The following is a 22665-nucleotide window of genomic DNA, read 5'->3' as shown; positions in this document are numbered from 1 at the left end:
CCTCAATTCTGGAAATCAGTGAGATGTGCCCATTTTTTGATCTCGCGCTGGCACCACTGTCTAAAATTTAGCCACACGACATGGAAATATACAGTTTTCGACACTGTAGATTAGAGTTCCGGCGCCTCAACAGAGAAACAAGTCGCACGATCCGACGCTCTAAAGGTGCCCTATTAAACAAGCTGCAGTCATATTGCCCACGCACAGTGCAGTGCCGCCACGTGCTGCAGGTGCCGTCAGCCTGAGCACCAAGAAACTGGGCAAAAAGACGGTGCTGGACACGTTTCGCCAGTCCGGGTCATTTAAATGCCTGTTTCCCAGAACCACGACGTCTGATCTTGATACGGTTCTTCTAAATACAGCAGGCGGCGTAACCGGAGGGGATTCGTTCCGATTTTCTGGCAAGGCTGCGGAAGGTACGGCGCTGACCTTGACAACTCAAGCCTGCGAGCGGGCCTATAAGGCCCAACCCGCCGAATGTGGCCAGATTACCAATCTTTTGACGGCCGGGGCTGGGGCCCGTTTGAACTGGTTGCCGCAAGAGACCATTCTGTTCAATGGCAGCGCATTGGATCGACGCCTCAGGATTGATATTGCACCGGATGCCGAGATGCTGATGGTCGAGCCGCTGATCTTCGGTCGCGCCGCCATGGGTGAAACGCTGACCAACATTCGTTTGCGCGACCGGATTGAGATTCGGCGCGCAGGGACGCCAGTGTTTTTGGATGCGATTCGATTCTCTGGTGACTGGCACAAGCATTTGTCCCGGCCGCATATTGCGAACGACGCGGGTGCGATGGCGCTGATCGTCTTTGCGTCGAAGGCAGCGGAGGGTCATCTGGATTCTGTTCGCCAATTGCTGCCCGAGGACGCCGGGGCGACCCTGCTCAGCAGTGACCTGCTCGTCACGCGGGTTCTGGCCGAAAACAGCTTTACCCTTCGCCGGACGTTAATTCCGGTTCTTCGCAAACTGAACAAAGACACCCTCCCCCGATGCTGGATGCTCTGACATGAACCTGACACCTCGTGAAAAAGACAAACTGCTGGTCGCCATGGCCGCCGAGGTCGCCCGCAAACGGCTGGACCGCGGCGTCAAACTGAACCACCCCGAGGCTATCGCCCTGATCACCGACGCCGTGGTCGAGGGCGCGCGCGACGGCCGTTCAGTCGCCGACATGATGCAGTCCGGGGCTGAAGTGATCACCCGCGACCAATGCATGGAAGGCGTTCCCGAGATGATCCACGAGGTGCAGGTCGAAGCCACTTTCCCGGACGGCACCAAGCTTGTGACTGTTCATAACCCTATTCGTTAAACTTCAGAGGAGTTTCCCATGTACCGCATGCTGTTTCCCGCACTTATTCTGGCCAGTCCGGCCGTGGCCCATTCGGACACCCATGTTCACGCTCATAGCAGTGACTATGCCCTGCTTGCAGCAGGGCTAACATTGATCGCGGTCATCGCCATCACGGTGATAATGAAGCTGCCAAAATGACCCCCGGTGAGATCATACCCGCCGAGGGTTCACTGACGCTCAACGCAGGACGCAGCAGTCGTCTTGTTGTTGTCGCCAATACCGGTGATCGACCCGTGCAGGTCGGAAGCCATTACCATTTCGCCGAAGCGAACTCCGCCTTGGATTTCGATCGCTATGCAGCCTTGGGGATGCGATTAGACATCCCTGCAGGTACTGCCGTGCGATTTGAGCCGGGTCAGACTCGCGAGGTTATTCTGGTGCCATATGACGGGCGCCGTCACATCTACGGTTTCAATATGCACATCATGGGGGCTTTGAAAGATGCCGGGCAAGATCAGCCGGAGTGACTATGCCTCCATGTTCGGCCCCACGGTCGGCGACAAAGTACGATTGGCAGATACGGATCTGATAATCGAGGTCGAGAAAGATCTGATTGTTGAGCGCGCAACGGCAGCCCGTTTCAGCGAAACCGGCCACCGCGAAGACGTTTACGGGGAAGAGGTCAAGTTCGGCGGTGGCAAAGTCATTCGTGATGGGATGGGGCAATCTCAGTTCACGCGAGCCGAAGGGGCGGTGGACACGGTGATCACCAACGCGCTGATCGTCGATCACTCCGGCATCTACAAAGCGGATGTGGGGTTGAAAGACGGGCGTATCGCCAGGATCGGCAAGGCCGGGAACCCCGACACTCAACCCGGCGTGGAAATCATCATCGGTCCCGGTACCGAGATCATTGCAGGCGAAGGTCGCATTCTGACCGCAGGTGGGTTCGACAGTCATATCCACTTCATTTGCCCGCAACAGATCGAAGACGCGTTGCATTCCGGCTTGACCACTATGCTGGGTGGCGGCACCGGTCCGGCGCATGGAACGTTGGCGACCACCTGCACCCCTGGCCCATGGCATATCGGGCGGATGATGCAAGCGGCTGATGCTTTTCCGATGAATCTAGCGTTTGCAGGCAAGGGCAATGCCTCGCTGCCCGCAGCTCTTGAAGAGCAGGTCAAAGCCGGGGCCTGCGCGCTGAAGCTGCACGAGGACTGGGGCACCACCCCTGCCGCCATCGACTGCTGCCTGTCGGTGGCAGACGCGATGGACGTTCAGGTTATGATCCATACCGACACGCTCAATGAATCAGGCTTTGTCGAAAACACCGTAGCGGCCATGAAGGGTCGCACAATTCACGCCTTCCACACTGAAGGCGCAGGTGGCGGCCATGCTCCGGATATCATCAAGATCTGCGGCGAGAACCACGTTCTGCCGTCCTCGACGAACCCCACACGGCCCTTCACCGTGAACACGGTTGAGGAACATTTGGATATGCTGATGGTCTGTCACCACCTCGACAAATCCATCCCCGAGGACGTGGCCTTTGCCGAAAGCCGCATTCGGCGTGAGACAATCGCAGCCGAGGATATCCTGCATGACATGGGTGCATTCAGCATCATCGCGTCTGACAGTCAGGCCATGGGTCGAGTCGGAGAGGTTTTGATCCGCACATGGCAAACCGCCGACAAGATGAAGAAACAGCGCGGGCGCTTGCCCGAGGAAACCGGTGAGAACGACAATTTTCGCGTTCGCCGCTATATTGCGAAATACACCATCAACCCGGCCATTGCACATGGCCTGAGCCACGAGATTGGTAGTATCGAGGAAGGCAAACGCGCCGACCTCGTCCTTTGGAACCCGGCCTTTTTCGGCGTGAAGCCCGAGATGGTTCTGCTGGGCGGCACCATAGCCTGCGCGCAGATGGGCGATCCCAACGCGTCGATCCCTACACCGCAGCCGGTTTATAGTCGCCCGATGTTTGGCGCTTACGGACGGTCGGTGGAAAACTCGGCGATCACATTTGTCTCGCAGGCGGCCCATGCGGATGGGATCGGTGATACACTGGGACTGGCAAAGCAGACCGTCGCCGTCCAAAACACGCGGGAGATCGGCAAGCAGGATCTTCTGCTGAATAACGCGACGCCGCATGTCGAAGTTGACCCCGAAACCTACGAGGTCCGGGCAGATGGCGAACTGCTAACCTGCCAACCCGCCGAAACGCTGCCCATGGCACAGCGATACTTTTTATTCTGATCAAAAAGTGTGCTCCGTTGCGGCACATGCAAGGCAGAAATGACCAAACACGCTCTACTAAGTGAGGCCGACATGACAAATATTAAACCCCATGGGAGGACCACCGTTTACGAGGGTTCAAATGGCACACTCAGCAACACAGACAAACTCACGCTTTTCGCTGCCCGGTCTGATCGCATCCATCGGGTCATCCGTCTACTCGGCTTTGATCAGCGTGGCCCAAGCCCAATCGCGTGTCAGGCAAGTCGAATTTCTGCAATCGCTCAGCGACGAAGAACTGAAAAACCGTGGTCTGACGCGCGAACGGATCGTGCACCGGGTCTTTGCGGATTCGATCTGGCTCTGATCGTTTACGTTGCAGAGGAGGCGATGGTATGACCGCCCTGCTCTGCACCGCCCGCCAATATTCGGATCACACACACGGCGATCCGACAGACTGCTTGTCTTTGACTTATGATGACCGCTTTTTGCGCCGCAAGGTTCTTACCTGTGAAAGTGGCGAGCAGATCCTCATCGATCTGGCACAAACGACCTCATTGAACCACGGCGGCGCGTTAATCTTGGATGACGGTCGCGAAGTGGAAATACAAGCTGCACCCGAAGCGTTGCTGGAAGTAAAAGCCCCGGACCTGACGCGCATCGCATGGCATATCGGCAATCGCCATACGCCTTGCCAGATCGAAAGGGATCGCCTGTTGATCCAGGTCGATCACGTTATCCGAGACATGCTTCTCAGAATAGGGGCTACCGTGCGAGAGGTGCACGAGCCGTTTACCCCTGAAGGCGGAGCCTATGGCCACGGCAGGACCCATGGCCACACCCACTGACGCCGATGTCCTGACACTGATCCAATGGCTGTCACCCGCCTATCCTGTGGGGGGATTTGCCTACTCTCACGGGCTTGAGGCAGCGATTGACCACGGAGCTGTCGCGAATTCTCAGGACACCGATGCCTGGATTTCAGATGTGCTGGAACATGGCTCTGGGTGGAATGATGTTCTGTTCGTCGTGGCGGCCTACAATGCGCGGGACAAAGATGAACTGATCGACGTCGATGTCACGGCACGGGCCTTTTGCGCGACATCCGAAAGGCTCATGGAAACCGATTTGCTGGGACAGGCCTTCGGAAATATCACCAAAGGTGTCTGGGAATTGGACCTTGGACAGTTCACCTACCCTGTCTCAATTGGACGGGCCGCAAGACTACAAAACCTTCCCTTGCTGCTGACGACCAAGATGTTTCTGCAAGCATTCGCAAGCAACCTTGTCGCATGTGCGACGCGCCTTGTGCCACTGGGACAGACTGATGCTCAAAGGCTGATCCGCCAGCTGACGCCGCTGTGTTCCCAGATTGCTGAAAGAGCACAAAAGGCAAGTTTGGACGAGTTAAGCTCTACCACGTTTTTGGCGGACATCGCGTCCATGAAACACGAAACACAATATTCGAGGATATTCCGCACATGACGAGTATGAACGGCCCGCTTCGCGTAGGTATTGGTGGTCCGGTAGGCGCCGGAAAAACCACTTTAACCGCCGCCTTGTCTGAAGCGTTGCGCGATGTCTGCTCGGTGGGCGTTATTACCAACGACATTTATACGCAGGAAGATGCCGAAGCGCTAATGCGCATGCAGGTCCTGCCGCAGGACAGGATCATCGGCGTCGAAACGGGTGGTTGCCCGCATACAGCAATTCGCGAAGACGCCTCGATCAATTTGGCCGCTGTCGCGGAAATGCAGACACGTCATCCGGATCTCGACGTTGTTTTGATTGAAAGCGGAGGCGACAATCTATCGGCCACGTTCAGCCCGGAACTGGCGGATCTGACCATCTACGTGATTGATGTCGCCGCAGGCGAAGAAATCCCCAGGAAAGGCGGGCCGGCGATTACGAAATCGGACATCCTTGTAATCAACAAGACCGACCTTGCGCCGCACGTTGGCGCTTCGCTGCAAGTTATGGAACGTGATGCGAAAATGATGCGTAAAGGACGGCCTTTCTTGTTCTCGTCACTTCGCCACAGAAGCGGGGTCGACGAAATTGTGGATCTGCTTGTGAAAGGGGGAGGTTTAGAGGTTTCGAAAGCGAGTTAGTCCCTGGGATGAAGAGGCCAAGTTATCGATGCCCAAAGCCGATTGGAGAAACCGAAAGCACTACTATCATTTTCGCATTTGTCTGGATGTTAAATTATGTTTTTGTTTGCAGGCTAACTGAAAACGAAATTCACCACGGCATTTTTGACAAAATTGGCAAGCAAAATCTTTTCCTTGCCCCTCTTGTTGCGTATCCCAGTTATCAATAACCAGCGCATCAATTGGCAGGCTTTCGCAACCATTGGATGACTGGCGGCGCCACAACAAACTGTGGTCATCTTTGAATGGGTTTTATGTGAACCGCATTCTGATTGAGTGCTGGTCGATCAGTGGGATCTTCGCAAATGGTGGCTGTCTCGCAGACAAATCCTGCTTGATTCCTGCAATGACTGGGTGCTCTAGGTGCTTCGGGTTGGCCGCGAGAGTACAATTGGATCGAGAAACCAGTGAATCAACCACACAGCACGCTTCAACCCCGTCCCGAGCAGCGTTAGTCTCTGATCTGAGCAACGCTGAAAGGAGGCGGTCCGTGTCAATCTTTACAAAACTCTTCGGCGGCGGCGAAAAATCGGATCCTGAGCCGGTCGGATACAAAGGATTCGATATCTTCCCCGACCTGATTGCTGAAGGTGGCAAGTATCGCCTTTCGGCCCGTATCGAAAAGACCATCGACGGAGATCGCAAAACTCATGCAGTGATCCGGGCGGATGTCTTTGAAAGCCGAGATCAGGCTGAGAGCTTCAGCATCACCAAGGCAAAGCAGGTGATTGACGAACAAGGCGAACGCATTTTTGATACAGTAATCCGGTAGCTGTTTTGCCCACAATGCGATCGACGATTAGCATTTGATCTGCGTTTGGCGGTCGACACACCCCCGGCTTTGTCCGCAAAGCAGCAATTAACAAAGATCCAATCGAACGTCAGCGCTGAACTGTTTTTGCACCTCTGCTGACAGCGGGACTTTGATATGCTAGCTGAAGTCAGATCAGACGAAACAGTCTGCGTGCGTATGACAAGAGGTTGTTAGGTCAGTTTATGACGCGAAAGTCAAAGTCGCCTGACGTTCAACAAAAGTGTGGAACGTCACTTATATTCGATTCAATCGACAGCCAAAACCTCAATAAATCGGTCAATCACGTCATTCAATTCTGACCCAATCGTCAAGCATTTCCGACCCAGAAGCGACTATCTTCTCAAATGCGTCCTTGAGAAACAAAGGCTCAAGCCATCTGGCTGGCGGCTGAATTGTGCTAAAAAGAGGGACGCAGCGGAGTGACGAATTTGGGGGCTATCGCCGTAAACACAAGATGTAGTAGGTAGAGTTTTTTACCAATACCAATCGTTTTCGACCCCTGAACTTCCGGGAAATTCGATTGGAATATGCGCGTGCAGATTTCCTTCGGAACCGGTAGTTTCATACATCGCTTAGGCTCAAGCACGGATCCAGAGCAGGGTCTAACAGTCGTTTCTTTCTTTAGTCTAGAACGGATTTCGGAAAGTAGAACGACACTGTCCAGTTCGGGATATCCACGATCTCACTGATCCGGAGATCGCCGCACACCGAGCAGAGCATATAGGCGTCGAGCGCAGACATCCCCGTCGTGGCCGCGATCCAATCGACCATTCCCGAGACCGCATCGCGAGCAGCTTGCATCAGGTCCTCGCCGATGCCGGTTGTCGCCTTGTACCCGGCAGCATCGAAATGGCGAGTGACGGGGCCATTGGTTTCAAATCTCGGGAAAGGTAGGTTTTCACCTTTGATTAGGTCGACCTTAAGTGCCACGTCCATTGGGCTTTCGATGGCAGTGCCGCAAATCTCTCCATCACCTTGCGCGGCATGGGTATCTCCCAACGACAGCATCCCACCAGCCACTTCCACCGGCAGGTATAGCGTTGTGCCGACGCAATTGTCGCGGATGTCCAGATTGCCGCCCACCCGACGCGGTGGGACGACAGAATGTAGACCCGGCTCAGCCAGCGCCAACCCGATTGTGCCGACGAAAGGCTTCAGCGGCACCTTCCCGCCCGGGCCAAACAGGGTGGGTGTCATCGCATTGGCGTCATAATTCCAGATATGCAGGGCCGCCTCGGGAAACTGATCGGTCAGCAGGCCAAAGCCGGGGATGTTGGCGGTCCAACCCCAGCCCGAGGGTTTGAAATCCAGGAAGGTCACGGCAACCGTATCGCCGGGCTGAGCCCCTTCGATGTGGATCGGCCCTGTGACCGGGTTGACCGCGTCGAAGGACAGCGTACCCAGGTCGGCCACTGTCGAGGAAGCGTTCAACTGCCCGCCCGAGCTGTCGATGGTTTCGACCTCGACGGTCTCGCCGGGGTCGACGCTCAGAACGGGTTCGATAGAGTTGTCCCAGCCGAAATGATGGTTGTGTTTGTGAATAGTGTGGTTGCAACCCATGACTTACTCCTGTTTTTTGAGAACCAGGTCTTCGATTTCTTGATCACCCATGATCCCTCCGGGGCGCAGGGCCATAGTCAGTACGATGACCGTTCCCAACGCAATGCCTGACAGGCCCAACACTTCGGGCAGGTCGATGCCCAAAAGGACTGGGCCGGTTTCCAGCCAGCGCACGCATTCCAACCCGAACGAGATCAGAAGCGTGCCCAGAACCGCACCTGTGACCGTTCTCATTCCCCCAAGGATCAGCATGGCGAGTGTCAGGAAGACGTGGTTGAAATAGAAAGGCCGCGCGCTGATCGTGCCAAGGAAATAGGCGTAAGCAATCCCGGCGATCGCAAGCAGGATGGCCGACAGAACCCAGGCAATCAGGCGCAACCTGCGAATGTTCACACCCATTGCGGCGGCTCCGACCTCATCATCGGCGCAGGCACGCAGCTGGATACCCCAACGGCTTTCGCGAAACAGGCGCACGATGAACACAACGAACACGGACAAGATCACGATAGACGTCAGTGAAAACACCTGTGGAATGCCGAAAAACGCCTGATTCCCTTTGAAAATGTCGGTGCGGTACAGGAATACCGAATGCACGATGACCAGTACGGCAAGGGAAAAGATGGTCACGCCGGACCCTGTCAGGCGCACGACGAACAGCCCGACGATTAAGGCCAGAACGGCGGTGATCGCAATGGCAAGCAAGGCCGAACTGACCGGGTCCAGCGAAAAGGCATTCAACCCCCATGGCGCATCCGGCAAAGAGATGGATTTGACTGTTACCGGCGTTACGCAAATTGCGGCCACATAGGCACCGATCCCCATGAAGGCACTGTGGCTGAGGTTGGTTAGGCGCGCATTGCCCATGAACACCTGCATGGCCAGAACAACCAATAGGTTCACGTAGGCGCTGTAGACCAGCCGAAGCTGATAGCGAGAGCCGAAATAGGTCACGACCAGCCCAATCGCGATCAATACTGCGGCCAGGATCGCAGCGCCCACCAGTCCGCGTTTCTGACTGGGATTAAGGATCATATCTTGTCCCCTTTCTCAGTCGGGGGCGACAGGATGCCATCAGGCCTCCAGACCAGGACAAGGGCGATGATTCCAAACACAAAAGCGTCTTTCATACCGCCATATTCCTGCGGTAGCAGGACCAGCATGGCAACCTCGATCGCGCCGAGAAGAAAGCCGCCCAGCACGGCTCCGGGCAGGCTGCCGAATCCTCCGACGACGCAGGCCACGAAGGCCTTGAGGACTGGGTTAAACCCCAGATGCGGATCAACCGACCCACGCCGCGCCATGATGAAAATACAGGCCAGCCCAGCCAGAAGGCCCGACACCATGAAGGCCACCGCAAACACCCTGTTGGATCTGACGCCGACCATGCGGACCATCTCAAAATCCAGCGAGGCGGCACGCATTGCCAGACCCAGTGTCGTGCGCTTGAGAAACAGCATCAGCCCGACGATCACCAGCACCGTTGTCACCGCCTCGAACACCTGAAGCGAAGATACCTGAACGCCCAAAAGCTGCACGGGCCAGTCTAAGAAATACAGCGACGTCACGGCCACTGGGCGAGGTGAGACGGCAAGCAGAAACACATTCTGCAGAACGATCGAGACACCAAAGGCGGTCAGTAGGCCGGTTGTCGGATCTGCGTATCGCACGGGCCGGAACGCCACGCGTTCCAGCAACAGGGACATCAGGATCGCAGCCGCGATAGCTCCGCCTATGACGATAAAGGGGTTGTTCAGCGCCAGCGCAGCAAAGGCCACCATCGTGTAACCGCCAACCGCGATCACCTCACCATGGGCAAAGTTCACCAGCCCCATGATCGAAAAGACAATCGCCAGTCCGAGTGCAATCAGCGCATATTCCGCACCAAAGGCAAGCGCGTTCATCATCTGCTGGGCCACGTATTCCATGTCAGGCGATCCCCGTCAGTTCCGCCATAAGCGCGCTACTTTGGCCCAGTGTTTCCTTCGTCCCCTCGGCCACGATCCGTCCGTTGTTCAGAAGGTAGGCGTAGTCCGACAGGCGCAGCGCTTGCGTTGCGTTCTGTTCGACCAGAAGGATCGTCATCCCCTGCGCTTTCAGCTGTTCGATCATCTGGAAAATCTGGCTTACGATCTTGGGGGCCAGACCCAGGCTGGGTTCATCCAGCAACAGGATCTTGGGGCGTGTCATCAAGGCGCGGGAAATGGCCAGCATCTGCTGCTCACCGCCCGACAAGGTGCCTGCGGGTTGGTCTTTGCGTTCGCCAAGGATAGGAAAGATCTCAAGCCAGTGGGTGATGTCGGCGTCTTTGGCCGCGCGGTCAGAACGCGTGGCACCGCCCAGAACCAGGTTTTCCTCGACGCTCAGGTTCGAGAAGATCCGGCGTCCTTCGGGGGCCACGGACATGCCCGCCTGCACGCGTGCTTCCACAGGCAGCGAAGAGATATCGGCCCCGTCAAAGGTGATCCGGCCCGAGGACTTGACCACACCCATCAGCGCCGAGATGGTCGAGGTCTTGCCCGCGCCATTGGGCCCCAGCAAGGACACGCAGCGGCCCTTCTCCACGGCGAAAGAGATGCCGTGCACGGCCTCGATCGGACCGTGAGAAACTATCAGGTTTTCAACATTCAGCATGGGATTGGAAACGGGGGCTGGAACCGCCCCCGTCTTTTGGCTCAGTTCCAGTCTTTCGGCGTGTTTTCGGGAATTTCGTTCGAGATCAGAACCCGCTTGCCATCTTTGTAGCCAATCACAGGGATCGTGCGTTGGGCATAGGTTTTCGTGTCCTTGAACGAAATGCTGTCGACTGTCAGAACGGGGATCGACTCCGCTGTGCGGATCGTTTCTGCAATCACCGCCGGGTCACTGCTGCCCGAGGTTTCAACCGCCCAGGCAACGGCCTTGACCGTGTCGGCACCGGTGGCCGGGAACAAACCGGGGACGTCGTGGCCCAACTCCTTGCAATCGGCCATGAACTTAACCACGGCGCTTTCGTTATGGCTGGGGGCCAGCGTGGCAAAGAAAACCTTGTCGAGGATCGCAGGATCATCAGCCGCGACTGCATCCAGGGATGGATCGTCAAACCCATCCGAGCCGACCACCCAGGCGTCGATACCAGCGCTGCGCAGCTGCCGCACGAGTACACCGATATCAGGCATGATCGACGAAATATAAACGGCATCGATCTCTTCACCCAGTGCTTTCATGTCCGCGATTTGAGGCGACCAGTCCGATGTGCCAAAGCTGAAATTCATCTTGGCCAGCACCTTGCCGCCGCCCTCTTCGATCACTTGACCGAACCACAGCGGGGTACGCGCGGACCATGACCCGCCTTCATCCGAGGTCAGCAGAACCACGTTCTTGACCCCTTCGCCGAGCGCGTGGTTTGCAGCCGCCGTTGCCGTGAATGGATCAGGCGAGACGCCAGTAAAGAAGTTGTCGACGATACCCGCGTGCATCTCGACCTGCGTGGATTGCGGCTGGAAGATGGAAACGCCGTAAGGTTGGGCGATCTGAGCCACCGGGATCATCGTGTCCGAGAACGGCGTGGTGCCCAGCATAACGACCCCTTCGTCCAGAAACTTCTGCGCCAACGAAATGGCGGCCTGCGTGTCGCCTGCGGAATCCTGCACCAGAACTTCGATCTTCTTGCCACCAGCGCCGCCTTCGGCGTTGATCATATCCGCCATGCAGCGCGCGCCCAGGTATTCGGAATAGATAGCCAGATCACCAGTCATCGGTACACCCAGTCCGATCTTGATCGTATCTTCGGCGACCGCGGGTAGGGCCAGGCTCATGGCGGTCAGAGTCGTAAGGGTCAACTTTTTCATACTTGTTCTCCTGTTGAAAGCCGCCTGCGTCACGCGGCACGTTCATCGGTTTCGCCAAGATAAGCGTCGATAACCTCTTGGTTCTTGGTTATTTCTTCGGGTGCGCCTTCGGCAATGATGGCGCCCATATTCAAAACGGTAATCTTGTCACAAAGTGACATGATGAATTTCAGATCGTGGTCGATTACCAAAATCGCGCTGTCCGAATGTGTTCGAACCCATGTCAGAGACCTGCCTAAAGCTTCCGTTTCCTGTTCGTTCATCCCCGCGGCGGGTTCGTCCAACATCAGGACACGTGGGTTCAGCGCCAGCGCGCGAACGATCTCTAACCGCCGGAGTTGACCATATGCCAACGACCCGGCGTTCTGGTTGAGCTTGTCCGAAAGACCGAACTCCGGGATCGCGGCCTCGACGATTTCAGCGCCCCGGCCGGAATAGCGGGCGACGTCGATGTTCTGCGCGACGCTGAGGCTTGGAAAGACCCGCAGGTTCTGAAACGTCCGCGCCACGCCGCGCGCCGCGCGTTCGTGGGCGCGGAGGTGGTCCAGCGGCTCGCCATCCAGCAACAGGCTTCCTGCCGAATGGGTCAGCAGACCAGAGATCAGGTTGACCAGCGTTGTCTTGCCCGCACCATTGGGGCCGATCAGACCACGCACCTCGCCTGGTGCGACGGACATGGTCACATCCTCGACGGCGTGGACCCCCCCAAAAGTCTTGGTGATGCCGTTCAGTTCAAGCACCGGTCAGTTCCTCGACCAGTTCCTTTGTGGTGATCTGTCGGCAATAGCCCTTGATCGCACGCAGAGAATTATCGTGCCGATCCTGCGTGTGGGTTAGGCAGGCATCTTCGACCTGAGTGACAAGGTAGCCCAGATCACACGCGTCCCTGATGGCGCTTTCCACGCATTGGTCCGTCAAAAGACCGGACAAAACGATCTGACGGACTCCAAGGTTGCGCAGGATATAGTCAACATGCGTGGACACAAAAACCGACGAGGACGTCTTCGGCAGCACAATCTCATCCCTTTGGGGCGCGATCTGGTCAATGACCTTTCCATCCCAGCTGCCCTTGGGAACATGAAACCCCGTAATTTTGTAGTCCAACGACCGGTCGCGCCCGTCGAGTGTCAGGCTTTCGATATTGGTATACATGACCTCGACACCGGCGGCGCGGCAGGCAGTTTGTATGGCCTGCATGTTCGGGATCACGCGGGCGTCCAGTTGGTCGAAGAACCAGCCGAATTTCTCGTTGAATTCAGCTTCGGGAAGGTCCTTGAATTCGGCACCTTCGCGATGTGCCGAATAATTCTGCACGTCAATGAACAACAGCGCGGATTGCGATGGGATCAGTGGAACATTGCGGGTCAAGGTCACGTCTTGGTCTCCAATATCCGGGTAAAGGCCTCGGCGAGAAGCTGCGCCCAATCCTCGACGCCTTTTGCATCGCGGATCAGGTCATTGCGGATTTCGACCAGCGAATGCGCCAGTCCGCGCGGTTCGGCGAAATGCGGTATGAACCAGTCGCTTTCACTGTCGATTTGATATGGCTGGTTTAACGCCATGTGCAGATCGGGACGTAGGGCCGAGATATGGTCGATAGCGGCTTGTCCCGTGGTCGAGTCAACGCGGGTCAGAAATCCAGCGTGCCAAGGTCGAGTCTCACCATCGACCTGTGCGGCGAAGGAGTGGATCGACACCGCAAGCACGCGCGGTGCCCGGTCCAGCATATGTTCAATGGCACCGTTCAGAGGAGCCATGATCTCGCGCTGGCGCGCAGCGCGATCCGCAGCCGTCAAGTTCAGATTGGCTGGGATCTGCTCTCCAAAGCTGTTTGGTGGAATTGAATCCGGGGCCTCGATGGGGCGGTTGCAATCAATCACAAGCCGGGAATAGCGCTGCAAGATCAATGGGGCCCGTAGACGGTCAGCCAATTGCCGGGCCACGGCCTCGGCCCCGATGTCCCAACCGCGATGGCTTGCTTGCACCTCTTCCGAGACACCCAGATCGCCTAGCTTTTGCGGGATCGCGCGCCCGGCGTGTTCGCAGAGCAGCGCGATCTTCGCATCACTGTCACGATTCACCCATTCTACCGGGGCCGGATCCCCGGTGACCAGCAGTTCTTGGGTTGCGACTGATGTCTTCATGCGGCCTACGTTAGAGAACAAGTTTTTTCAGAGTCAATAAAAAATAGATTGACTGAAATTTTTATTCCATGCGATCCATTCAGATCAGGAGGTGCCGCTTGCTTGTTAGGCAGAGAATTGAAGCGAAGGCTGAACGCATGACCGCGAGCGAGCGCAAGCTGGCCGCTGCATTGCTGAGCGACTACCCCTATGCGGGTCTGGTCACGATCCAGGAACTCGCCCGGCGCGCCGAAGTCTCGGCCCCGTCGATCTCTCGGTTTGTTACCAAGATCGGATTGGGGGGCTATCAGGAATTCCAGCGAGCTCTGTTGTCTGAATTGAAAGAAGGCCAACGCTCACCTACCGATCTGCACGGCGAAGGGCGCAGTGTCGATGGTGGATTCTTACGCGACTTCATCGCGCGGGCCTCGTCCCAGATGGCGCTGTCGGCAGAAGGTATCACCGAGGCGCAGTTTCAGCGTATATGCTCGGTACTGAGCCAACCTAAGAGCGATGTCTATATATTGGGCGGTCGGATCAGTGACACAATCGCGCAGCATTTGTCTTTTCACCTGCGCCAAACCCGCAGCGGCGTGTATCATCTTCCGGCCAACAATGAGGTCTGGCCGGAATACCTGCTACGGATGAAGCCTGCGGATATCCTGTTTCTGGTCGATTTTCGCCGTTACCAACCTGCGTTGGCGCGATTGGCCGCGACAGCCGCGCAGGATCGAGGGGTTCGCGTTGTCCTCATGACAGACAAATGGTTGTCGCCCATATCCCGACATGCGGCAGAAATCTTGCCAGTTCCGATCGAAAGCGGCACGCTCTGGGATACGTACACAGCGGCCCTTGCCGTCACCGAGGCGCTGGTGACCCGCGTCGCCGAAGACAACTGGGATCAGACGAAATCCCGCATCGAAGCCTGGGATGCCATGCGATCCCACAATCAGGACCCTAACCCATGATGCCCAAAACCCCCTTGATGTTTGTCGCCACCTCAGACCTTGCCGGGAAATTGCGGGGCAAGGCCTTTCCGGCGGATCAACTGAACAAGCGGTTGCAGCGCGGGGTCGGGTGGACACCCACCAACGTTCAGATCAACTGTTTTGACGGAATTGCTGAAAGCCCATTTGGCGCGCTGGGCGATCTTCTTCTGATCCCGGACGCCACGGCCGAGGCAAAGGTCGAATTCGGCGAAGACGCTGGTCTGCACTTTCTTATGGGCGATATCGTCACGCTGGACGGAGACCCGTGGGACTTCTGCACGCGCAGTCTCTTGAGGGCGGCGCTGGAGCGGCTGCACGAGGTCTCAGGCGCAAATTTACTGGCCGCCTTCGAGCATGAGTTCCAGTTGAAAGATCCGCCAACTCAGGCCAACGAAGCCTATGGCCACCGGGGCTTTGGCCTGCAGCGTGATCTGTGTGAGACTTTGATCAACGCGATTTCTCAGGTCGGTCTGAAACCGGATTCGATCATGAAAGAATATGGCCCAAACCAATATGAGGTCGTCATCGGCCCCGAACTGGGGGTGCGCGCGGCGGACGCGGCCGTCATGGTGCGCGAACTGACCTATGCGACTGCGCAGGTCTATGGCGAGCGGGCCACCTATACCCCTATTCGCGATGTCGCGAGTGTTGGCAACGGAGTCCATATCCACATGAGCTTTGTGGATGATCAGGGCGCGCCACTGACCTACGCCAAAGATGGGCCGTGCGGCATGTCGGACCTGACGAGTGCTTTCGCTGCCGGAGTTCTGAAGTATCTGGATGCGATTTTGGCCCTGACTGCGCCTTCGGTGATCTCGTATGAACGCCTGACACCGCATCGTTGGTCTGCTGCTTTCAACAATCTGGGATTCCGCGACCGCGAGGCGTCGTTGCGGATTTGCCCTGTGACGGCCAAGGATCCGACCTCAATCGCTCGGCAATTCAATATCGAATACCGTGCTGCCGACGCGGCAGCCTCGCCCCACCTGGCATTGGCAGCTATTGTTTTCGCCGGAGCACAAGGCATCGAAGAAGGCTTGGCTGCGCCGACCCCGACAGAAGATGATTTATCGTTGCTGAACGCCTCTGAATTGACCGAAATGGGCATCGTGCGGCTGCCGCAAACCTTAGAAGAGGCGCTGGACCGGTACGTGAGCAACCCAGTGGCAACAGGTTGGTTCCCGGACGGTTTTGCGCAGGTCTATCGCACACATAAACAGTCTGAGATTGCAAGAACTGCAGAATTGGAAACGGATGCTCGCTGCCGTTTGTATGAGGAGACGTATTGAGGAAAAAAGGAGAACCTTAGTTTAGTATTTTCCGTATTTTAGGGCGTACTGGGTTTAGGGTCGACAGTCCTTCACTATCACCGCATATACTTCTTCATCGATCAAACCTTTGGGATTAAACATTGGCATGGCAACGCACATGTAGTCGAAAATAGAGGTCGCGTAGAAAACACTCTTGATCTAGACGGTGCTGTCAGACGAATTCGAACCAGTCTCAGTTTGCCAGGGAAACCGCGAACCTATCCGGAACAAAGTTGACGCCATTCGCTAAGAGCGGCGGTGCGAGCCAGCTTGAAGGTGTCTCGGCTTGCTAGCGATCTGTCCTGGTTGAAGCGGTTGTAGACAGAGGAGTGGGCGAAAGCGAACTTCTGCAAACTTCGCATCCGCCTGAAACGTTGTATCGCGCGCTCGGAGGTCTCCGGAATTCGGTCAAATATCGAATATCCAGTTTTTCATGATCACCTTGAACAAATACTTTTCCCTGGAATTTCGTTGGTGCTGGCCAATATGAGCGAACGAATGCCACTAACGTTCACCGCGTCGGTAGGGTGCCATCAACGCTGCGGGTACTTCGGCTCTGCGGGCGACAAGGACGAGCGCAACGATCGAAAGTACATACGGCGCCATTAGGAACAACTGATATGGCACACCCTCAACCGTTGTCTGCAATCGCAGTTGGAATGCATCGAAGAAAGCGAACAACATCGCGCCAATCAGAGCCTTACCGGGCCGCCAGCCAGCGAAGACTACCAATGCAATGCAGATCCAACCGCGTCCCTGCACCATGCCCGGGAAAAAGCTGTTGAACGCCGTTGTGGTCAGGAAGGCCCCGCCCACCGCCATCAAAGCCGACCCGACAACAACTGCGCCGATACGGATACGGATCGGGTTCAGCCCCTGCGCCTCAACCGCATGAGGGTTCTCACCGGTCATACGAATGGCCAACCCCAACGGCGTGCGGGCAAGAACATAGGCCATCGCAGCCACAGCACTGAGCGCCAGATAGGTTGGCAAAGCTTGGGAAAACAGGATCGGTCCCAAAACGGGAATATCTGACAGGACCGGAATATCGAGCGGCTTAAAAGCTTCGATCGTAGGGGGAAGATCTCCTACCTCAACAAGCAACCTGTACAGGTAATAGGCTAAAGCGGATGCAAACAACGTTATGCCCAGCCCTGAGACGTGTTGTGAAAGCCCAAGTGGAACTGTCAGTATGGCATGAAGCAATCCCATCATCGAGCCGCAAAGCGCTGCAAAAATGAGGCCTACAAGCAATGGTGCGCCCATGTAGACGACAAGCCAACCGCTCATCGCCCCCATGGTCATGATCCCCTCTATTCCCAGATTGAGCACGCCCGAACGTTCGCAAAGCAACGCGCCAAGAACACCAAATATGAGCGGTGTCGCAATACGCAGCACGGAAGCCCAAAGACTGGTATTCAGCAGCAGATCAATTGCATCACTCATCGGCGCACCCGGTAGGTTGTGAAAAGAAGGGCCACGATCATGGTGAGCAGGCACAGCGCCACAATCACATCGGCAATGAAACTGGGAACACCCGTCGCACGGCTCATGGCGTCGGCCCCGACAAAGACGGTGGCGACGAAAACAGCGGCAGCGACCACTCCAGCCGGATGCAAAGCGGCGAGCATCGCGACAACAATGCCTGCATAACCAAATCCGGGGCTCATAGTGGTGGTGACACCCGCAGTGACCCCCATGACTTCGACAGACCCGGCAAGCCCTGCCAAAGCGCCTGAAAGCAGGGCTACACCCATGATCGTTTGGGGCAAAGAAATTCCGGCAAAGGCAGCGGCACTGGCGTTTAAGCCTGCGGCGCGTGTTTCAGCACCAAAAACAGTACGCGCAAGGATCAGCCAAACAGCACCTGCTGCAGCGATAGCAACAAGCAACCCGATATGAAGACGTGTACGGGGGATCAGATCCGGAAGGCGGTAATCCCCGTCTACGGGCACCGAAGAGGGCCACCCAAAGGCCAGCGGATCGCGCATAGGACCCTCAATCATGAGGCCAACGAAAAGGATAACGATGAAGTTGAGCAGCAGGGTTGTCACCACCTCATCTACGCCGAAACGCAAGCGTAAAAAGGCAGGTCCAGCCAACAGGGCCGCTCCCGCCGCCATGCCTGCCAACATCAAGATCGGAACACCGATCCACCCTGGAACCCCGAGTGAATGACCGATCCAAGCGGTGATCAGCGCCCCAACAAAGAACTGTCCCTCGCCCCCGATGTTCCAAAGCCGCGCTCGGAAGGCGACAGCAGCGGCGAGCCCCGTAAAGACAAGCGGAGTAGCGCGGGTCAGCATCTCGGCGATGGAAAGGCGCGAGCCGAATGCGCCATTCACCATTTCGCCATAAGCCGTTAGCGGATTTACATCAGCAGCAGCGATGAGACCTGCGGCCAAAAGCAATGCCGTTAAGATCGCGGCCAGTGGCGCAATGATCGCAATGTGCAGCGGCACATGCGAGCGTCGTTCAAGCCGCATCATCATTTTCCTTCCAGACACCTGCCATCATTAGGCCAAGGCGTTGTGGGTCGGCTTCATCAGCCGATATCGGTTCTGACAAGCGACCTTTTACGATAGCCTGTATTCGGTCTGACAGGGCCACAGCTTCTTCCAGTTCTTCCGAGATGAGCAGGATCGCGGCACTTTCGGCCCGTGCTGCCAAAAGCTCGGCATGAACCGAAGCAATTGCCCCTTCATCAAGACCTCGCGTCGGCTGGTTTGCGAGCACAAAGCGCGGCCCGTTGGTCAGGACCCGACCAAGGATCAGCTTTTGCATATTACCCCCGGACAATAGCCGCGTTCGCGTATCAGGAGCGGCCCCTCGGATATCGAAACGTTCGATCAAGCCCGAAGTGTATTCGCGGGCCGCGCGTTGCCGAACGAAGCCCCTACGCGAAAATTCCGGTGTGCGCAGCCGTTCAAGCACCGCGTTTTCCCACAGGCTCAACTCACCCACGACACCTTCTGCGTGCCGGTCTTCCGGCACCCGACCTGCGCCAGCGCGGATCATGCCGCGCGGCCCCAGATGGCCGATATCTTCGTCCAGCAGTGTCAATCTTCCGGCAATTGGGTGAACCAACCCAGACAGCAATCCACCAAGCGAGGCCTGCCCATTGCCTGAAACACCAACGATACCAAGGATCTCACCAGCATGGACGGTGAATGACACTTCATCCAGCCGTACCTCACCGCCCTCTTCCACGCGCACATTGTTAGCAACCAGAACCGGCGCGCCGATTTCGTGGTCATGACGTACAGGCCGTTCCACCTTGCGGCCAACCATCAGTTCCGCCAATTCTTCAGGTGTGGTTTCAGGTGTATTGCGTTCTGCGACCATCTTACCGCCACGAAGCACCGCCACACGGTCAGAGGCTGCCATGACCTCATGCAGCTTGTGGCTAATGAAGATAAGCGAGAGGCCCTCTTTCGTCATATCGCGCAGCGTCTCGAACAGGCGCATCGCCTCGGGCCGGGCCAGAACGGCAGTAGGTTCATCCAAGATCAGTATGCGCGCGTCGCGATAGAGCGCTTTGAGAATTTCGACGCGCTGGCGCTCACCCACGGACAGTGACCTGACCTTGGCTTCGGGGTTCACGGGCAGGCCGAACCGCTCTGCGATTTGCAACAATTTCTTACGCGCCTCACTCCGGGCAGAACGCGCGCGTGTCAGGGGTTCAGAACCAAGCATGACGTTTTCCAAAACCGTAAGGTTGCCCGCAAGCGTGAAGTGCTGGTGTACCATCCCCACACCCACCTCGATCGCTGCGCGCGGCATGCCCGGGGGCAGCTCTTTTCCAAATACCCTGACCGAGCCTTCGTCGGCTGCGTAATGGCCGAACAGGATATTCATCAGCGTCGTCTTACCCGCACCATTTTCACCCAACAGCGCAAGGATTTCCCCTTCATCCAGTGTGAGTGTCACATCGTCATTTGCGGTAAGCGCTCCGAAATGCTTGGTAATGCCGTGTAGTTCCAGAACTTTAGTCATGCGGGCAACCCTGCGATTGGGTGCGGAAAAGGAATTGCGGGCGCGCGGGCCTCGATCAAAGCACCAAGTTTCAGCAACGCGAAATCAGCACCGGGTGGACCGAGCAGCTGAACACCAAGCGGTAAGCCGTTAGCCATGCCAAAAGGCAACGCCAAAGCAGGCAGGCCCGCGACATTGGCAATTGCCGCGTTCGGGGCAAAAGCCTCCAGCTGCGCCATGTGTTTATCGGTAGCAGTGCCAGACAGGTCCAAAGCACCAACTACGGGCGGCGCAGACGAAAGGACCGGCATCAGGATGGCATCAGCAGACCTGAAAAGATTGTTAGCGCGATTTGTCAGACGTGCGAGCTGTCGTGAGGCCGCAAAAAGCGCTGTGGCGGGTGTTGCCCGACCCTCGGCAGCCATGGCCGCGGCAAGCGGTGGAACCTTATCATCGGGGATCCTGAGCGCTGTCAGCCACTCGGCCAACGAAACAGCCAGTATGGTTCGTGCAATTGCATGAGCTTCGGCCCCCAGCCGGTCGGGGGCGCGAACTTCATATACCTCACAGCCTGTATCGCGCAGCGCGTCTGCAGCAGCTTTCGCGGCCTGGCACTGGACTGCTCCGCAACGCTCTGGCAATGCCACTGCGACACGGGGGCGTTCCGGCAGACGGGTTGGGGTCATCGGCTGGGCTACCGCCTCAAAGGCGGTCTTCACATCGCGTACTGACCGCGCCAGGACCAATTCAGATGCGATTCCCATCAGGTGATTGGCAAAATCAGGGCCACTGGGCACCGCGTCACGAGAAGGCTTGAGCCCAGTCAAACCACAGCAAGCAGCGGGTACCCTGATAGATCCGGCTGCATCCGTGGCATGCGCAATGGCAACGATTCCCGCAGCAACTGCCGCCGCGGCACCACCGGATGAACCACCGGGCGTCAGCGTGGAATTCCATGGGTTGCGAGTCGCAGCCATGCCATCAGGCTCGCATGTCAGGGATAGGCCAAACGGAGGTGTTGCAGTCAGGCCGAAAGGGATGAGTCCGGTCTGGCGAAGAACTTGCAGCAGATGGCTGTCATTCTCGGGTTTGCGCCCCTGTACACGGATTGCCGAGGACCCCGCCGTCGCAGGAAGATCTTTGGCAAAACCACCAAGATCTTTTACCAAGAACGGAACACCGTGAAATGGTCCGCGTTGGTCTGGCGGCAATTCGTCTGCCGCCTTTGCCCCGGCACGCGCCATATCTTCGTCCAGATAAACCACGGCCCCCAAATCCGCGCGTTCATAGCAGGCGGCAAGACTGGCTTCTATCACGTCGTAGGCAGCGATCTGCCCCGCCGAAATGGCAGCTGCAAGAGCCGTGGCATCGGTCACGTCAAAACCCTCGGGATCAGGAGGGTTCACTTTCGTCAATCGGCACGTCCCATTCGCCGGATTGGATCGCGGCTTGTTTGGCCTCCATCCCAGGAATGGCGTCGGCAGGTACTTCGTCGGCGACATAAATCAACTCATTGCCGCCATGGGCCATAAAGGAATATTCCGTGTAATTGCGGCCGGTTGGATTGCCGGCCTGAACATCAGCCACGATTGCCTCAATGGTAGGACCGTAGTTCCAGATCGCATTGGCAAAGACTGTGCCCGGGTATCGCGGTGTATAATCGATAAGCGAACCGATGGCCTTCACACCTCGCGCTTGGGCCGCATCCGCGGTACCAATGCGTTCGCCAAACAGGATATCCGCACCCGCATCGATCTGGGCAATCGCAGCTTCCTGCGCACGGGCCGGATCAAACCACGCACCTATGAAGCCGTTGACGAATGTGGCGTCCGGGTTCACTTCACTCACGCCCATGCGGAAAGCGTTAATCAGCAGGTTCACCTCGGGGATCGGATAGCCACCGACCGAGCCATAAACGTTGCTTTCTGACATTTGGCCCGCGAGCATCCCGGCAAGATAGGCTGCCTCGTGATTGCGGGTCCCAAAGACACCAAAGTTGTCACCTTCCGGCCCGCCGGAAGACCCCATCAGAAACGCAGTGTCGGGGTAATCACCCGCCACTTCGCGTGCTTCGCGTTCCACGGCGTAGGACTCACCCCAAATGATTTGCGCACCACCTTCGGCATATTCACGCATCGCGCGGGGATAGTCAGTCGGAGCCACACCCTCTGAGAACTCATACTCGATCAGACCAGCATCGGCAGCCTCCTGCATCGCCACATGGATACGGCTGTTCCATGCGTTTTCAACCGGAGACATATGCACGCCGGCGACTCGGGTCGCTGATTGTGCATTCACGCGGCGGACATAAGCCGGCAGGGCCAGCGTGGCCGCAGCGCCGACCATCAGTTGACGGCGGGTTGTGGTGAGTTTCATTGGTA

The 22665-nt window shown here is 57.0% G+C and carries 25 protein-coding genes and 1 pseudogene; 12 read left to right on the top strand and 14 right to left on the bottom strand.

Features of this window, described 5'->3' with window-relative positions; genetic code table 11:
• The first annotated feature begins 211 nt into the window (after positions 1–211).
• The 10 genes from ACRZ91_RS07465 to ACRZ91_RS07420 all read left to right on the top strand — a co-directional run bounded on the left by ACRZ91_RS07465 (position 212) and on the right by ACRZ91_RS07420 (position 6458).
• Positions 212–1009, top strand: a complete 798-nt coding sequence (locus ACRZ91_RS07465; protein WP_480903826.1) for an urease accessory protein UreD — start codon at positions 212–214, stop codon at positions 1007–1009.
• A gap of 1 nt (position 1010) precedes the next feature.
• Complete coding sequence (locus tag ACRZ91_RS07460) at positions 1011–1313, top strand: urease subunit gamma (RefSeq protein ID WP_010437457.1); 303 nt, start codon at positions 1011–1013, stop codon at positions 1311–1313.
• Between the two features lie 18 nt (positions 1314–1331).
• Positions 1332–1493, top strand: a complete 162-nt coding sequence (locus ACRZ91_RS07455; RefSeq protein ID WP_480903823.1) for a hypothetical protein — start codon at positions 1332–1334, stop codon at positions 1491–1493.
• Positions 1490–1822: an urease subunit beta gene (locus tag ACRZ91_RS07450; RefSeq protein ID WP_010437454.1), complete on the top strand. Its 333-nt coding sequence runs from the start codon at positions 1490–1492 to the stop codon at positions 1820–1822. The genes ACRZ91_RS07455 and ACRZ91_RS07450 overlap by 4 nt, the downstream gene beginning before the upstream one ends.
• Positions 1797–3557 (top strand): urease subunit alpha, encoded by a 1761-nt coding sequence (gene ureC / locus ACRZ91_RS07445; RefSeq protein WP_480903819.1) that lies wholly within the window; start codon positions 1797–1799, stop codon positions 3555–3557. The genes ACRZ91_RS07450 and ureC overlap by 26 nt, the downstream gene beginning before the upstream one ends.
• A gap of 121 nt (positions 3558–3678) precedes the next feature.
• Entirely contained in the window at positions 3679–3903 is a 225-nt protein-coding gene (locus tag ACRZ91_RS07440) for a hypothetical protein (RefSeq protein ID WP_480903816.1), read from the top strand.
• Positions 3904–3931: 28 nt separating this feature from the next.
• A complete protein-coding gene (gene ureE, locus ACRZ91_RS07435; protein WP_480903813.1) occupies positions 3932–4384 on the top strand; it encodes an urease accessory protein UreE in 453 nt (150 codons plus the stop codon).
• Positions 4368–5021, top strand: a complete 654-nt coding sequence (locus tag ACRZ91_RS07430; RefSeq protein ID WP_480903810.1) for an urease accessory protein UreF — start codon at positions 4368–4370, stop codon at positions 5019–5021. The genes ureE and ACRZ91_RS07430 overlap by 17 nt, the downstream gene beginning before the upstream one ends.
• Positions 5018–5647: an urease accessory protein UreG gene (gene ureG / locus ACRZ91_RS07425; protein WP_480610085.1), complete on the top strand. Its 630-nt coding sequence runs from the start codon at positions 5018–5020 to the stop codon at positions 5645–5647. Before ACRZ91_RS07430 ends, ureG begins: the two co-directional genes overlap by 4 nt.
• A gap of 529 nt (positions 5648–6176) precedes the next feature.
• Positions 6177–6458 (top strand): HlyU family transcriptional regulator, encoded by a 282-nt coding sequence (locus tag ACRZ91_RS07420; RefSeq protein WP_170542760.1) that lies wholly within the window; start codon positions 6177–6179, stop codon positions 6456–6458.
• 663 nt (positions 6459–7121) lie between these two features.
• On the opposite strand, the gene ACRZ91_RS07415 is transcribed toward ACRZ91_RS07420, so the two are convergent.
• The 8 genes from ACRZ91_RS07415 to ACRZ91_RS07380 are packed head-to-tail and all read right to left on the bottom strand — an operon-like array spanning position 7122 to position 14031.
• On the bottom strand, positions 7122–8060 hold the full coding sequence (locus ACRZ91_RS07415; RefSeq protein ID WP_170771359.1) for an acetamidase/formamidase family protein: 939 nt from the start codon (positions 8058–8060) through the stop codon (positions 7122–7124).
• 3 nt (positions 8061–8063) lie between these two features.
• Entirely contained in the window at positions 8064–9092 is a 1029-nt protein-coding gene (locus ACRZ91_RS07410) for a branched-chain amino acid ABC transporter permease (protein WP_480903805.1), read from the bottom strand.
• Positions 9089–9985 (bottom strand): branched-chain amino acid ABC transporter permease, encoded by an 897-nt coding sequence (locus ACRZ91_RS07405; protein ID WP_480903802.1) that lies wholly within the window; start codon positions 9983–9985, stop codon positions 9089–9091. Before ACRZ91_RS07405 ends, ACRZ91_RS07410 begins: the two co-directional genes overlap by 4 nt.
• 1 nt (position 9986) lies before the next feature.
• Positions 9987–10691: an ABC transporter ATP-binding protein gene (locus ACRZ91_RS07400; RefSeq protein ID WP_480903799.1), complete on the bottom strand. Its 705-nt coding sequence runs from the start codon at positions 10689–10691 to the stop codon at positions 9987–9989.
• Between the two features lie 41 nt (positions 10692–10732).
• Entirely contained in the window at positions 10733–11887 is a 1155-nt protein-coding gene (locus ACRZ91_RS07395) for an ABC transporter substrate-binding protein (RefSeq protein WP_170475434.1), read from the bottom strand.
• 29 nt (positions 11888–11916) lie between these two features.
• A complete protein-coding gene (locus ACRZ91_RS07390) occupies positions 11917–12627 on the bottom strand; it encodes an ABC transporter ATP-binding protein (protein WP_170542749.1) in 711 nt (236 codons plus the stop codon).
• Positions 12620–13261 carry a cysteine hydrolase family protein gene (locus ACRZ91_RS07385; RefSeq protein WP_480903795.1) on the bottom strand — a complete coding sequence of 214 codons (642 nt, stop codon included), beginning with the start codon at positions 13259–13261 and terminating at the stop codon, positions 12620–12622. Before ACRZ91_RS07385 ends, ACRZ91_RS07390 begins: the two co-directional genes overlap by 8 nt.
• Positions 13258–14031, bottom strand: a complete 774-nt coding sequence (locus ACRZ91_RS07380; RefSeq protein WP_480903792.1) for an N-formylglutamate amidohydrolase — start codon at positions 14029–14031, stop codon at positions 13258–13260. Before ACRZ91_RS07380 ends, ACRZ91_RS07385 begins: the two co-directional genes overlap by 4 nt.
• A gap of 68 nt (positions 14032–14099) precedes the next feature.
• On the opposite strand from ACRZ91_RS07380, the gene ACRZ91_RS07375 reads away from it, so the two are divergent.
• Together ACRZ91_RS07375 and ACRZ91_RS07370 are read left to right on the top strand one after the other, a co-directional pair.
• Positions 14100–14978, top strand: coding sequence for a MurR/RpiR family transcriptional regulator (locus tag ACRZ91_RS07375; protein WP_170542747.1), 879 nt, complete (start codon positions 14100–14102; stop codon positions 14976–14978).
• Complete coding sequence (locus tag ACRZ91_RS07370) at positions 14978–16288, top strand: type I glutamate--ammonia ligase (protein ID WP_480904123.1); 1311 nt, start codon at positions 14978–14980, stop codon at positions 16286–16288. The genes ACRZ91_RS07375 and ACRZ91_RS07370 overlap by 1 nt, the downstream gene beginning before the upstream one ends.
• 239 nt (positions 16289–16527) lie before the next feature.
• Here ACRZ91_RS07370 and ACRZ91_RS07365 read toward each other — a convergent pair.
• The 6 genes and pseudogenes from ACRZ91_RS07365 to ACRZ91_RS07340 all read right to left on the bottom strand — a co-directional run.
• Positions 16528–16698 (bottom strand): annotated as a pseudogene (locus tag ACRZ91_RS07365) (IS6 family transposase); the annotation flags it as partial.
• Positions 16699–16813: 115 nt separating this feature from the next.
• Positions 16814–17755, bottom strand: a complete 942-nt coding sequence (locus ACRZ91_RS07360; RefSeq protein WP_480903789.1) for an ABC transporter permease — start codon at positions 17753–17755, stop codon at positions 16814–16816.
• Positions 17752–18795, bottom strand: a complete 1044-nt coding sequence (locus ACRZ91_RS07355; protein ID WP_480903786.1) for an ABC transporter permease — start codon at positions 18793–18795, stop codon at positions 17752–17754. Before ACRZ91_RS07355 ends, ACRZ91_RS07360 begins: the two co-directional genes overlap by 4 nt.
• The gene (locus ACRZ91_RS07350; protein ID WP_480903783.1) at positions 18785–20305 is read right to left on the bottom strand and encodes an ABC transporter ATP-binding protein; all 1521 of its coding nucleotides are present in this window, start codon (positions 20303–20305) and stop codon (positions 18785–18787) included. Before ACRZ91_RS07350 ends, ACRZ91_RS07355 begins: the two co-directional genes overlap by 11 nt.
• Positions 20302–21690, bottom strand: coding sequence for an amidase (locus tag ACRZ91_RS07345; protein WP_480904120.1), 1389 nt, complete (start codon positions 21688–21690; stop codon positions 20302–20304). Before ACRZ91_RS07345 ends, ACRZ91_RS07350 begins: the two co-directional genes overlap by 4 nt.
• Entirely contained in the window at positions 21677–22660 is a 984-nt protein-coding gene (locus tag ACRZ91_RS07340; protein WP_170472737.1) for a BMP family protein, read from the bottom strand. Before ACRZ91_RS07340 ends, ACRZ91_RS07345 begins: the two co-directional genes overlap by 14 nt.
• Positions 22661–22665: the final 5 nt, after the last annotated feature.

The organism is Ruegeria sp. O11 (genome assembly GCF_056535285.1).
The sequence above is the reverse complement of the archived record's forward strand: the minus strand, read 5'-3'. Positions and strand labels throughout refer to the sequence as shown.

Coding starts and splice junctions, on each gene's coding strand:
- ureG (WP_480610085.1), top strand. CDS start 5,018: ATGACGAGTATGAACGGCCCGCTTCGCGTAGGTATTGGTGGTCCGGTA.
- ACRZ91_RS07410 (WP_480903805.1), bottom strand. CDS start 9,092: ATGATCCTTAATCCCAGTCAGAAACGCGGACTGGTGGGCGCTGCGATC.
- ACRZ91_RS07440 (WP_480903816.1), top strand. CDS start 3,679: ATGGCACACTCAGCAACACAGACAAACTCACGCTTTTCGCTGCCCGGT.
- ACRZ91_RS07405 (WP_480903802.1), bottom strand. CDS start 9,985: ATGGAATACGTGGCCCAGCAGATGATGAACGCGCTTGCCTTTGGTGCG.
- ACRZ91_RS07460 (WP_010437457.1), top strand. CDS start 1,011: ATGAACCTGACACCTCGTGAAAAAGACAAACTGCTGGTCGCCATGGCC.
- ureC (WP_480903819.1), top strand. CDS start 1,797: ATGCCGGGCAAGATCAGCCGGAGTGACTATGCCTCCATGTTCGGCCCC.
- ACRZ91_RS07375 (WP_170542747.1), top strand. CDS start 14,100: ATGCGATCCATTCAGATCAGGAGGTGCCGCTTGCTTGTTAGGCAGAGA.
- ACRZ91_RS07370 (WP_480904123.1), top strand. CDS start 14,978: ATGCCCAAAACCCCCTTGATGTTTGTCGCCACCTCAGACCTTGCCGGG.
- ACRZ91_RS07340 (WP_170472737.1), bottom strand. CDS start 22,660: ATGAAACTCACCACAACCCGCCGTCAACTGATGGTCGGCGCTGCGGCC.
- ACRZ91_RS07395 (WP_170475434.1), bottom strand. CDS start 11,887: ATGAAAAAGTTGACCCTTACGACTCTGACCGCCATGAGCCTGGCCCTA.
- ACRZ91_RS07455 (WP_480903823.1), top strand. CDS start 1,332: ATGTACCGCATGCTGTTTCCCGCACTTATTCTGGCCAGTCCGGCCGTG.
- ACRZ91_RS07450 (WP_010437454.1), top strand. CDS start 1,490: ATGACCCCCGGTGAGATCATACCCGCCGAGGGTTCACTGACGCTCAAC.
- ureE (WP_480903813.1), top strand. CDS start 3,932: ATGACCGCCCTGCTCTGCACCGCCCGCCAATATTCGGATCACACACAC.
- ACRZ91_RS07415 (WP_170771359.1), bottom strand. CDS start 8,060: ATGGGTTGCAACCACACTATTCACAAACACAACCATCATTTCGGCTGG.
- ACRZ91_RS07350 (WP_480903783.1), bottom strand. CDS start 20,305: ATGACTAAAGTTCTGGAACTACACGGCATTACCAAGCATTTCGGAGCG.
- ACRZ91_RS07360 (WP_480903789.1), bottom strand. CDS start 17,755: ATGAGTGATGCAATTGATCTGCTGCTGAATACCAGTCTTTGGGCTTCC.
- ACRZ91_RS07430 (WP_480903810.1), top strand. CDS start 4,368: ATGGCCACACCCACTGACGCCGATGTCCTGACACTGATCCAATGGCTG.
- ACRZ91_RS07355 (WP_480903786.1), bottom strand. CDS start 18,795: ATGCGGCTTGAACGACGCTCGCATGTGCCGCTGCACATTGCGATCATT.
- ACRZ91_RS07380 (WP_480903792.1), bottom strand. CDS start 14,031: ATGAAGACATCAGTCGCAACCCAAGAACTGCTGGTCACCGGGGATCCG.
- ACRZ91_RS07400 (WP_480903799.1), bottom strand. CDS start 10,691: ATGCTGAATGTTGAAAACCTGATAGTTTCTCACGGTCCGATCGAGGCC.